Here is an 11433-nt window from a genome sequence, read left to right on the forward strand (position 1 = left end):
CAAGACAAGTGGATCGAGGTGCCAGTGCCTGACGTCTCAGTGATCGTCATCGCCTACAACGACGCGGAGCGTCTTCCCACGGCCGTGCGATCGGTATTGGACCAGACACTGCAGAGCGTCGAAGTCGTGATCGTCGACGACTGCAGCAAGGACCGCACCTTCGAAGTCGCCCAGGAACTGGCAGCCGCGCACCCGGAGCAGGTCCGGGCCTTCCAGCTGCCGGAGAACAGCGGCGGCTGCGGAGCGCCGCGCAACTACGGCATTCAGCGTGCCGCCGGCAAGTACGTCATGTTCCTCGACAGTGACGACGTACTGGAGCGCAACGCCTGCCGGAACATGCTGGACGCGGCCGAGCGGACCGGCTCCGACCTGGTCTCCGGACTCTGCGTGCGCGTCCACCTGGACAGCCGGCACCAGAAGACGACCGAGTGGTACCCCTGGATCTACTCGCAGACCCGGACGATCGAGTCCGTCGCCGACCTCCCCGACCTGCTCGTCTTCGACACGCTCTCCACGAACAAGTGCTACCGCCGCGAGTTCCTGCTGGAGCAGGGGCTCGAGTTCCCGGTCGGCATCCATTACGAGGACCTGCTCTTCTCCGCGCAGGCGTACGTCGCCGCGAGCCGGATCACACTGATCCCGAACCAGGTCTACTACTGGAACGTGCAGGAGAGCGCGGCCTCCAAGTCGATCAGCAACCGGCGCCACGAGATCGCCAACTTCGTCCACCGCATGGAAATACACCGCCGGGTGGACGCCCTGCTGGAGAGCAAGGGCTATGAGGACCTGAAGTTCCGCAAGGACATCAAGTTCCTCAAGCACGACCTCGTCCTGCACCTGCGCGACCTTCCGCAGATGGGCGAGGAGTACCGGCGCGAGTTCGCCGAGCTGGCCAACGGGTACCTCTCCACGATCGACCCGAAGGCGTACGACGAGGTCCAGCCCCTGCATGCCATCTGTGCCTATCTGCTGAGCAAGGAGGACTGGGACAACCTGCTCCCGGCCACCGAGGCGCTCGCGAACAAGGGACGGCTGACCTCGCCGCTGATCGAGCACGAGGGCCAGATCTTCTGGTGCGGGCAGCACTTCGACGACCCCGACGCACGCCGGATCCTGGACGTCACCACGGCGGGCTACCACACCCGGCCGCTGGCCTCCCTCGCCCTGGGCAACCGGCTCGCCTCGTACGAAGGCAGCGACGGAACGGTCCGCCTGTCCGGCGCCGTGGTCAACCCGCTCGGCCGGATCAAGGAGGGCGCCAAGCTCTCCGCCGTACTGGAGTTCCAGGCCCGCCGAAAGATCGGCGTGCGCGCGTTCCGCTTCCCCGTCACCTCTCTGCGCCGAACCGACACGGCGATCGAGTGGGAGGCCGAGGCGGACATCACGCGCAAGGTGCGTCCGCTGGGCATCATCGACGCGGTCTGGGACGTGCGTCTGCTCCTCACCGTCGACGGTGACAAGCTCAGCACCCGGGTGGGCGTCGGCAGCGTCGAGCTGGACGAGCGCCGCACGGTGCGGGTGCGCCCGCGGCTGACCCGACTGGTCTCGGACCGTTTCGCGCCCGAGGTGACAAAGAAGGGCAACCTGTCCTACGTCCTCACCTCCGAGGGCAAGGCGTCCGTCCGTACGTCCGCGATGATCGAGGGCGCGATGCACGGCCGCACGGCCGGCCTGGCCAAGACCGGCCTGCGTCGGCTGCTCAAGGCCCGTCGCAGCCTCAACTCGGGCGAGACCAAGCTGCGCGTCTACCACGACGTGTACAGCAAGCTGCCGATCCGCAAGGGTCTGGTGGTCTTCGAGAGCCACCTCGGCAAGCAGTACAGCGACAGCCCGAAGGCGATCTACGAGGAGCTGCGCCGCCAGGGCGTGGCCTTCGAGGCCGTGTGGTCCTACGCGGGCGCCCGACCGACCGGCTTCCCCAAGGACGCCACGCTGGTGAAGCGCTGGAGCTGGCAGTACCTGCGCGCGCTCGCGCAGGCCGAGTTCTGGGTCGACAACCAGGGCTTCCCGCTCAAGCTGACCAAGCGCCCCGGGACGACGTACATCCAGACGTGGCACGGCTCCGCGCTCAAGCGCATGGGCTTCCACGAGCCGGGCACCAAGATGCAGGGCCGGGCCGGACAGGACTCCTTCCAGAAGTCCCTCGACCGGTTCGACCACTTCCTGATCCGCTCGGAGCACGACGTCCGGACGCTGGCGAAGGCCTTCAGGCTCAAGGACGACGTCCTGCTGCCCGCCGGGTACCCGCGCAACGACGCCCTGGTCGCGGCCCGGGCGAAGGAGACCGAGACCGGCGAGCGCGTGCGTGGTCCGCTCGCGGCGGAGCTGGGCATCACCCCGGAGAAGACGGTGCTGCTGTACGCGCCGACCTTCCGGGCCAACCCCGGCGGAGGCGTACGCAGCTTCGAGCTGCCCTTCGACGTGGAGGAGTTCGCCGACCGCTTCGGCGACACGCACACCCTGCTGATCAGGTCGCACTACCTGAACAACCTCACGTTGCCGCCGTCCGTCCGTGGCCGCGTCATCGATGTGACGCACCAGCACGACATCACTCCGCTGCTGGAACTCGCGGACGGCCTGATCACCGACTACTCCTCGGTGATGTTCGACTACGGGCTGCTCGACCGGCCGATGATCTTCTTCACGTACGACTACGAGGAGTACGCGAAGGAGAGCCGTGGCACCTACTTCGACCTGAAGGAGAAGGCGCCCGGACCCGTGGTCTCCGACGAGAGCGAGCTCTTCTCGGCGGTCTCCCACCTCAAGGACGAGGCCGACGCCAAGTACTCGGCGGCGCGGGAGCGGTTCAACGCGGAATTCAGCTCCTACGACCGGGGCGACGCGGCCCGTCAGATCGTCGCCAAGTTCTTCACCAGGAGCGGCAAGTGACCGAGCAGACCGCCGTGTCCGGCGGCCGTGACATCTTCTTCGTGTCCAACAGCGTCGACGAGATGGGTGGCGTGACCACCTGGACGCACCAGATGGCGCGGCAGTTCGCCGACCGCGACCACCGTGTGCACGTCGTCGGCATCGTCCCCGCCCCGGAGGGCAGGCGCCAGGAGTTCCCGGGCGACCTGCCGTACGGGACGACCACGCTCTACGACGCGCACCCCCCGCAGGTACGCTCGCTGCGCGGGGTCAAGGGCAAGCTCAACGCGGCCGAGCGGCTCCGCCACCGTGCCCGCGCCGCCGGTATGCGGGAGCAGGCCGAGAAGCTGACCGCGCTGTTCGCCGGCGCCCGCCCGGGCTCCGTCGTGATCGTGACCCAGGTCTGGGCGATGGAGTGGGTGGCGCTCGCCGACACCAAGGGCCTCATCGTCATCGGCATGAGCCACGAGTCGCACGAGGCCAGTGCCGCGTCCTCGCGTCTGGCCCGCGTCAAGCGCTACTACAAGGACGTCGACCGGCTCCTCGTCCTCACCCCCGGCGACGCGGACCTCTGGATCCGCGACGGGATGGACAACGTCGGCCATCTGCCGAACCCGCTGCCCTTCATGCCCGAGGCCCCGGCCCCGCGCAGCGAGAACGTTGTCGCCTGCATCGGCCGCCTCTCGCACGAGAAGGGCGTGGACATGCTGCTGGACAGCTGGTCCGAGGTCGCGCCCCGCCACCCCGAGTGGAAGCTCCGGATCTACGGAGCGGGCGACGAGGAGGCGGAGCTTCGCCGCCACTGCACCTCGCTGGGTCTGGACGACTCGGTGGAGTGGATGGGCCGGACGAACGACGTGCTGGGCGCGCTCCAGGGCGCCTCGGTCTTCGCCCAGGCCAGCCGTGCCGAGGGCTTCCCGATCACCCTGCTCGAGGCCATGGCCGCGGGTGTGCCGTGCGCCGCGTTCGACTGCGCGCCGGGCGTCCGCGAGATCATCGAGGACGGTGAGGACGGGCTCCTCGCGAAGACCGGCAACACCATCGAGCTCGGCGGGCACATCAGCACGCTGATCTCCGACGCCGATCTCCGCAACCGCATGGGCGACGCCGCCTGGCGCAACGTACGGCGTTACTCCGGTGAGGAGATCACCGATCGCTGGGAAGCGCTCTTCCGTTTCCTGGAGCGATGAACGCGGTGTCCTGAACGTCCGTACAGAGGCGGGGTGCTCCTTCCAGGGGGGCATCCCGCCTCTCGTACGCGGGTCCGAAGACCTCTGGCCGCCCCTTCGTGCCGCGTGCTAGCGTCCGCCTCACCAGGGCGGATTCCCCTGCCGGACCCCCAGCCAAGCCGAGAGGGAATCGCATGGCATCCCGAATATCAGTGATCGTTCCGGTGCACAACACCGAGCGATACCTGGAGCGCTGCTTCGGGTCCGTTGCCGATCAATCGTTGTCGCAGGACCTGATCGAGGTCATCGCCGTCGACGACGGCTCGTCCGACGGCAGCGGCGCCTGGCTCGACGCCTGGGCCCTCACCCACGACAACGTGCGGGTGATCCACCAGCCGCCGTCCGGAGGCGCCGGCCGTCCCCGCAACGTCGGCATCGAGCAGGCGAAGGGCGACTTCCTCTTCTTCCTCGACTCCGACGACTACCTCGGCGTCGAGGCCCTGGAGCGCCTGCTGCGGATGGCGGACGAGCAGGATTCGGACATCGTCTACGGCAGGATCGTCGGCATCGGCGGCCGCCCGGCCCCCGTCGACCTGCGGACCACCAGTCCCGAGGTGAGCATCTTCCACTCCCCCGTGTACTGGACGCTGGCGGCGTACAAGCTGTGGCGCCGCACCCTCGTCGAGGAGTACGAGCTCCGGTTCACCGAGGCCCGGCTCCTGGGCGAGGACGTGCCCTTCGCCGTCCACGGTCTGCTGCACGCCCGCAAGGTGTCGGTCGTCGCCGACTACGACTGCTACTACCTGGAGGGCCGCGGCGACGGGACCAACGCCAGCCAGCAGGACGTCGACTGGGTCGCGCAGCTGGAGTACGTGAGCGGCATCCTCGGGATGGTCGCCGACCACGTCCCCGCCGGGCCCGAGCGGGACAAGCTCATGGAGCGGCACTTCCACGGCGAGGTCCTCGGCATGTTCGGCGCGCCGTACCTCGCCCGCGACGAAGAGGGCCGAAGAGCCATGGCCGAGGCGGCCCGCCCGCTGTGCCAGGAGTGGCTCACCGACGGCGTTTCCCAGGCCCTGCCGCCCCGGCTGCGACTGCGCGCGCACTGTCTGCGCGAGGGGATGACCGACCGGCTCACCGCGATCATCGAGGCGGACGTCGAGCGTGAACTCGGCCCCGCCGTGATCGAGGGCGACAGCGCCTACGCCGCCTACCCGTTCTTCCGCGACCCCGACGCCGGGATCCCGGACGCCTGCTACGACGTCACCTCACGCGTCGTGCTGCGCCAGGAACTCACCTCGTACACCTGGGACGGCCCGGTGCTCCGGCTGTCCGGCAAGGCCCGGCTCGACGGCCTCGGGGACCCGGCGGGCCAGGAGGTCGGCCTCGTCCTGGGATGTCAGGGCGTGACGTACACGGTGCCCGCGACGAACGAGAACGGCGTGTACACCGCCGCCGTCGACGTCAGCCGGGCCGCCGACGGCGGTCCGCTGGCCGAGGGCGTCTGGACGTTGCGGGTCGCCGTGGCCTCCGGAACGCTGCGCAAGCAGGCCTGGCTGCCCCGCCCCGCGGACAGGGCCTACGACGCCGCCCCGCAATCGGAGATCGTGCGCGCGGAGAACGGACCGATCGCGGTGGCGGTCTTCCATTCGGAAGCCCACCAGCACGTCAACCTCGACATAGGCGCCACCCGCTTCCCGCTCGGCAGTGACGCGCGCGGAGCTGTGAACAGCGGCTTCTTCGGCCGGTCCGACCTGGAGTTCGCGGTGACCGTGCCGGGCTGGTCCGCTCCCTCGGCGCGGCTGTTGCTCACGGCGCCGAACCGGGAGCCGCTGCTGGTCGCCGGCGCGGAGAGCGTGGACGGCGACGGCCGCATACAGGCACGGATACCGCTTCAGCGGGTCCCCGCCGGAAACTGGAACGCACGGATCCATCTGGAGGACGGCGCGTTCACCCGGGACCTGCCGATCGCCGACCCGGAGGGCGAGCCGCTGCGCCTCTCGATTCCGCAGCAGCCGCTGCGGCGGCTGGGCTCCAAGGCGAAGAAGGTGGCGTCCAGGGCGCTGCGCAACCACTGACACGCACGGCGGCCACCAGGCCGCCGGAAACGGCCGAGGGGCGGGGGGATTCTCCCCCCCCCCCCCCCCGTGGGGTGGGGGGGGGGTGAGGCGGGCCCCCCCCGGCGGGCCCCCCCCCCCGCCCCCCCGGGGCGCCCCCCGGGCCGCGGCAACCGCCGGTGGGCGGGGTTTTGGCCCCCCGCCCCTCCGCCGTTGCGTTCGGTGCTGCGTCAGGCGGACACGCCTCGGCGGGCCACCCAGCCGGCCCACGCGGAGGTGATCATGTCGCGGACGTCGTGGCGGGCCTTCCAGCCCAGCTCCGCGGCGATGCGGTCCGCGGCGGCGACGACGCGGGCCGGGTCGCCGGGGCGGCGCGGGGTGACGACGGGGGCGACCGAGTGGCCGGTGATCTCGTTGATCAGGTCGATCATCTCGCGGACGGAGACGCCCTCGCCGCGGCCGATGTTGACGGTCAGGTCACGCGGCTTGCCGGCGGCGGCCCACTCCGCGAGCTTGCGCGCGGCGACCAGGTGGGCGTCGGCAAGGTCCTCGACGTGGATGTAGTCACGGACGCACGTGCCGTCGGCGGTGTCGTAGTCGTCACCGAAGATCCGCGGGGCCTCGTCGGCGTCGAGCCGCTCGAAGACCATCGGGACCAGGTTGAAGACACCGGTGTCGGCCAGCTCGGGGGTCGCGGCGCCGGCCACGTTGAAGTAGCGCAGGCAGGCCGTGGAGATGCCGTGGGCCTTGCCGGCGGCGCGGACGATCCACTCGCCGGCGAGCTTCGTCTCGCCGTACGGGCTCATGGGCAGGCACGGGGTGTCCTCGGTGACGAGGTCCACGTCCGGCATTCCGTAGACGGCGGCGGAGGAGGAGAAGAGGAAGTTGCGCACGCCCGCGGCGGCCACGGCCTCCAGGAGCACGGTCAGGCCCTGGACGTTCTCGCGGTAGTAGTGCAGCGGCTGCTCGACGGACTCGCCGACCTGCTTCTTCGCCGCCAGGTGGACCACACCCGTGACACCGTGCTCGGCGATGGTCCGGTCCAGGACCTCACGGTCGAGAGTCGAGCCGACCACCAGGGGCACGCCCTCCGGGATCCGCTCCGCGTACCCGGTGGACAGGTCGTCGAGGACGACGACCCGCTCACCGGCCTGCGTCATGGCGCGGACCACGTGCGAGCCGATGTATCCGGCGCCTCCGGTGATCAGAAAAGTCATAACGCCCCATATCCCTTTCGCTAAGAACTGCGGGAGAGCCGACGGAGCCTGGCCCTGACCGCCCGGAGCCCGTCACGGGCGCCCGGTGCGAGCCGCACCGCGAGCGATCCGCTCGCCGTCGTGTACTGCTGCACCAGCAGTACACCGTACCGGCTGCTCGGCACGACCGAGCGACGCTCGCCGCCGTCCGGCAGCCGGAGCGCCGTCGAGAAGGAGTCACCGTCCGCGCATGTCACCGTGATCCGGATGTCCCACAGCTGGGTGCCCCGGTTCCCCCGGCGACGGCCTGCCCCGGCCAGAGCGGTGAGCCCGGCCGGAACGCGGGCGGTCCAGCCGCCCTCGCCCTCGGCGAGCTCGGCCCGCTCGGTGCGGGCGGGCTCCTCCGAGCCCCGGGGCAGGAACGCGACCTGGACGGCACGGGGTCCGGCCGCGCGCAGCCTGCCGTACAGATCGCGGACCGTGAGCCGCAGCTCACCGCCCCCGCCCGTCTGCAGACCGGCGTCGACGACCACCGGGAGCTCGTCGAGGGGCAGCGTCTCCACGCCGTCCAGCTCCATGTCGGGAAGGTCCAGGGACCAGACGGCGATGCCCTCGCTCCGCGCGTACGGCGGGAGCAGCCGGGCCGGCTCGGCGGCCAGCCGGGACAGCCGGAGCAGGTCCCGCGGCTCCTTGGACGCCAGGACGAACCGGGCCGCCCAGCGGGCGGGCGCGACGGCGGCGGCGATCTCGCTCTCGTCGAACGCCCCGAGGTACTCCCGGGTCGACGCCCACCAGTCGGCCTGGTACGCGGCGTCGCGCAGCCTCAACTCGCGGGCGTACAGGCGCAGATCGTGTTCGAGGAACTTGGTGCGGCAGGCGGCGGCGAGTTCGGTGCGGCCGGCCTCCGCGAAGGTCTCCACGGCCCTGCGATGGGCGGCGATACGGGCCTGCCAGTTGGCGACGCCCTCCCGGTCCAGGGAGATCGACAGCTGTGCGGCGGCGCGGCGGACGTGCCACACGTAGACCGTGTCGGGAATCACCGCGACACGCGGCGCTGCGGCCAGGACGCGGGCGGTGAAGAGGAAGTCCTCGTAGATGAAACGGCCGTCGGGGAACCGGATGCCGTGGTCGAGGAGGAAGGACCGGGCGTAGACCTTGTTGACGCAGAGCGTGTCGTGCACGAGCGGGGTGAGGTCCGCCGCGGTCTCCAGGAGGGCGGGCTCCCGGTAGAGCTTGGGCTGCCAGCGCACCTCGCGGCCGCCGGGCAGTTCGCGCCGTACGCAGACGCCGACCGCGACGGGGGTCCGGTGCCGCTCGGCCGCCGTCACCAGGGCCTCGGCCGCGCCCTCGGGCAGGATGTCGTCACTGTCGAGGAACATCACGTACGGGGCGGTGGCCGCCTCGATGCCGTCGTTCCGGGGGGAGCCGCAGCCTCCGCTGTTCTCCGTACGGTGGACGACACGCACCCGGGGGTGGAGTGCCGCCAGCTCGTCCAGGACCTTCGCCGTGCCGTCGCTCGACGCGTCGTCGACGGCCACGACCTCCGCGACCACGGGTCCCTGGTCGAGTGCGGACCGGATGGCGTCGCCGACCAGCGCCTCGTCGTTGTAGGCGATGACCACGACACCGAGGGTGCCTTCTACCGTGGGTGGGGGGGCGGTGCTCACACCGAGGATCCTACGGGAGCGGCCGACGTCGCCGACCGGCCGCTCCCGGGACCTCAGGCGGCCTAGAACGGGTTGAACTCGTCGAACTCGCGCTGCGGGTCGTCCCGCTCCGCCTCGCGGTCGCGGCGGCGCTGGGCCGCCGGGCGCGGGGCCTCGAGACGGTGGTCCTCGCCACGACGGCCGAGCATCTCGGCGCCGGCCATCATCGTCGGCTCCCAGTCGAAGACGACCGCGTTGTCCTCGGCGCCGATCGCCACGCCGTCGCCGGCGCGGGCGCCCGCCTTCATGAGCGCGTCCTCGACGCCCAGGCGGTTGAGACGGTCGGCGAGGTAGCCGACGGCCTCGTCGTTGTTGAAGTCGGTCTGGCGGACCCAGCGCTCCGGCTTCTCGCCGCGCACGCGGTAGACGTCCTCGGACTCGTCGTACGTGACGGTGAAGCCGGCGTCGTCGACCGCCTTCGGGCGCAGGACGATCCGCGTCGACTCCTCCTTCGGCTTGGCCGCGCGCGCCTTGGCGACGATGTCGGCCAGCGCGAAGGAGAGCTCCTTCAGGCCGGTACGGGCCACGGCCGACGCCTCGAAGACCTGGTAGCCGCGCGCCTCCAGGTCCGGGCGGATCATGTCCGCCAGGTCCTGGCCGTCCGGGATGTCGATCTTGTTGAGGACGACGATGCGGGGGCGGTCCTCGAGACCGCCGTACTGCTTGAGCTCTTCCTCGATGATGTCGAGGTCGGTGACGGGGTCACGGTCGGACTCCAGCGTCGCCGTGTCCAGGACGTGGACGAGGACGGAGCAGCGCTCCACATGGCGCAGGAACTCCAGGCCCAGGCCGCGGCCCTGGCTGGCGCCCGGGATCAGGCCCGGCACGTCGGCGATCGTGTAGACGGTCGAGCCGGCGGTGACGACGCCCAGGTTCGGGACCAGGGTGGTGAAGGGGTAGTCCGCGATCTTCGGCTTGGCGGCCGACAGGACGGAGATGAGCGAGGACTTGCCGGCGCTCGGGTAGCCGACCAGCGCCACGTCGGCGACGGTCTTCAGCTCCAGGACGATGTCCCGGGCCTCGCCGGGCTCGCCGAGGAGCGCGAAGCCGGGGGCCTTGCGGCGGGCGGAGGACAGCGCGGCGTTGCCGAGGCCGCCGCGGCCACCCTGGCCCGCGACGAAGGTGGTGCCCTGACCGACGAGGTCGGCGAGGACGTTGCCCTGCTTGTCGAGGACGACGGTGCCGTCGGGCACGGTCAGGACGAGGTCCTGGCCGTCCTTGCCGGAGCGGTTGTCGCCGGCGCCGGGCTGACCGTTGGTCGCCTTGCGGTGGGGCGAGTGGTGGTACTCGAGGAGCGTGGTGATCGCCTGGTCGACGACCAGGATCACATCGCCGCCACGGCCGCCGTTGCCGCCGTCGGGGCCGCCGAGCGGCTTGAACTTCTCCCGGTGTACGGAGGCGCAGCCGTGGCCTCCGTTACCCGCGGCGACATGCAGCTCGACGCGGTCCACGAAGGTGGTCATGGTTGTGCCTCCATTGCAAAGGGGTGCTACGAGGTGGAATGTCTATCTAGTAACACGCGAAAGGCGGACCCGCTTCCCTGCCGGGAAGTGAGGTCCGCCTCCGCAAAAGAACCGATCAGGCGACCGGAACGATGTTCACGACCTTGCGGCCACGGTGGGTGCCGAACTGCACCGAACCGGCCTGCAGGGCGAACAGCGTGTCGTCGCCGCCACGGCCGACGCCCGCGCCCGGGTGGAAGTGGGTGCCGCGCTGGCGGATCAGGATCTCACCGGCGCTGACGACCTGACCGCCGAAGCGCTTCACGCCGAGCCGCTGAGCGTTGGAATCGCGACCGTTCCGGGTGGACGATGCGCCCTTCTTGTGTGCCATCTCTCCTCAGTCCCTTACTTCGCAGCCGCGGGGATGCCGGTGACCTTGATCGCCGTGTACTGCTGGCGGTGGCCCTGGCGACGGCGGTAACCGGTCTTGTTCTTGTAGCGAAGGATGTCGATCTTCGCGCCCTTGTGGTGGTCCACGACCTCGGCCGTGACCTTGATACCGGCCAGCACCCACGGGTCGCTGGTCACGGCGTCGCCGTCGACAACGAGCAGCGTAGAGAGCTCTACGGTGTCGCCAACCTTGGCAGTGGAAATCTTGTCAACCTCAACGATGTCGCCGACAGCAACCTTGTGCTGGCGACCACCGCTGCGCACGATGGCGTACACGCGGATCTCTCTCTCACTCGGGAACGGTCCCCTGATGCCAGCCGCTCACGCGGGCCGAGGCCTGCGGTGATCCGGAAGTGGACGAGCGGCCTCTCCCGGAACCGGGAGGAGGGTGCTCAGGGGGGTGGCGCGCCATACGACACGCCGACGGTCAAGGTTACGGGCCGGTGCCTCAAGGGGTCAAATTCGGTGACTTCGACCTCTGGGGCGGGGGGGGGGGGGGGGCGCGCGGGGGGGGGGGCCCGGCGCGCGCAGGGGGGTGCGGTGGG

8 protein-coding genes are annotated in these 11433 nt (G+C 70.6%); 3 read left to right on the forward strand and 5 right to left on the reverse strand.

All coding sequences use genetic code 11. The features are described 5' to 3' along the window. Positions 1–18: 18 nt before the first annotated feature. The 3 genes from ACFVZW_RS28110 to ACFVZW_RS28120 all read left to right on the forward strand — a co-directional run bounded on the left by ACFVZW_RS28110 (position 19) and on the right by ACFVZW_RS28120 (position 6115). Positions 19–2889 carry a CDP-glycerol glycerophosphotransferase family protein gene (locus tag ACFVZW_RS28110; protein ID WP_384526811.1) on the forward strand — a complete coding sequence of 957 codons (2871 nt, stop codon included), beginning with the start codon at positions 19–21 and terminating at the stop codon, positions 2887–2889. 62 nt (positions 2890–2951) lie between these two features. Then, positions 2952–4058, forward strand: a complete 1107-nt coding sequence (locus ACFVZW_RS28115; protein ID WP_384526829.1) for a glycosyltransferase — start codon at positions 2952–2954, stop codon at positions 4056–4058. A gap of 173 nt (positions 4059–4231) precedes the next feature. Then, the gene (locus tag ACFVZW_RS28120; protein ID WP_384526814.1) at positions 4232–6115 is read left to right on the forward strand and encodes a glycosyltransferase family 2 protein; all 1884 of its coding nucleotides are present in this window, start codon (positions 4232–4234) and stop codon (positions 6113–6115) included. Between the two features lie 209 nt (positions 6116–6324). On the opposite strand, the gene galE is transcribed toward ACFVZW_RS28120, so the two are convergent. The 5 genes from galE to rplU form a co-directional block, all read right to left on the reverse strand. Then, on the reverse strand, positions 6325–7311 hold the full coding sequence (galE, locus tag ACFVZW_RS28125) for a UDP-glucose 4-epimerase GalE (protein WP_384526817.1): 987 nt from the start codon (positions 7309–7311) through the stop codon (positions 6325–6327). A 20-nt stretch (positions 7312–7331) separates the two neighbouring features. After that, the gene (locus ACFVZW_RS28130; protein WP_384526820.1) at positions 7332–8957 is read right to left on the reverse strand and encodes a glycosyltransferase family 2 protein; all 1626 of its coding nucleotides are present in this window, start codon (positions 8955–8957) and stop codon (positions 7332–7334) included. 62 nt (positions 8958–9019) lie between these two features. Continuing rightward, complete coding sequence (gene obgE, locus ACFVZW_RS28135) at positions 9020–10459, reverse strand: GTPase ObgE (RefSeq protein ID WP_384526823.1); 1440 nt, start codon at positions 10457–10459, stop codon at positions 9020–9022. 115 nt (positions 10460–10574) lie between these two features. After that, a complete protein-coding gene (gene rpmA / locus ACFVZW_RS28140) occupies positions 10575–10829 on the reverse strand; it encodes a 50S ribosomal protein L27 (protein ID WP_260226291.1) in 255 nt (84 codons plus the stop codon). Between the two features lie 14 nt (positions 10830–10843). Further along, positions 10844–11164: a 50S ribosomal protein L21 gene (gene rplU, locus ACFVZW_RS28145; RefSeq protein ID WP_015033583.1), complete on the reverse strand. Its 321-nt coding sequence runs from the start codon at positions 11162–11164 to the stop codon at positions 10844–10846. Positions 11165–11433: the final 269 nt, after the last annotated feature.

It is taken from the genome of Streptomyces sp. NPDC059567 (assembly GCF_042735655.1).
Lineage (GTDB): Bacteria > Actinomycetota > Actinomycetes > Streptomycetales > Streptomycetaceae > Streptomyces.